The sequence below is a fragment of the Bartonella sp. AA86SXKL genome (assembly GCF_042196885.1).
In genome coordinates this window covers 1,083-1,408 of the sequence record NZ_JBHIRE010000083.1, presented here as the reverse complement: position 1 = coordinate 1,408, position 326 = coordinate 1,083, and the positions used below count along the sequence as shown (strand labels likewise).

Here is a 326-nt window from a genome sequence, read left to right as displayed (position 1 = left end):
AGATGAAATAAATAAGCGTATCACACACGCTGCAAAACTTTTGCAAATAGAGCCATTTCTGGATCGTAAACCACGGCAATTATCAGGAGGACAACGACAGCGTGTTGCAATGGGGCGTGTCATTGTTCGTCAACCACGTGTTTTTCTCTTTGATGAGCCACTTTCAAACCTCGATACACAACTGCGTGCGCAAATGTGTATCGAGATTAAAACACTCCAGCGTTCATTGGGAACAACTAGCCTCTACGTGACTCATGATCAACTAGAAGCGATGACACTAGCTGATAGAATAGTTGTCATGAATAAAGGGGCTATTGAGCAAATTG

At 42.9% G+C, this 326-nt stretch carries 1 protein-coding gene; it reads left to right on the top strand.

What is annotated here, in order from left to right; translation table 11 throughout:
• Nucleotides 1-326 (top strand): ATP-binding cassette domain-containing protein (locus ACFIO5_RS09900; RefSeq protein WP_375705304.1); only part of this gene is annotated, 326 nt, incomplete at both ends.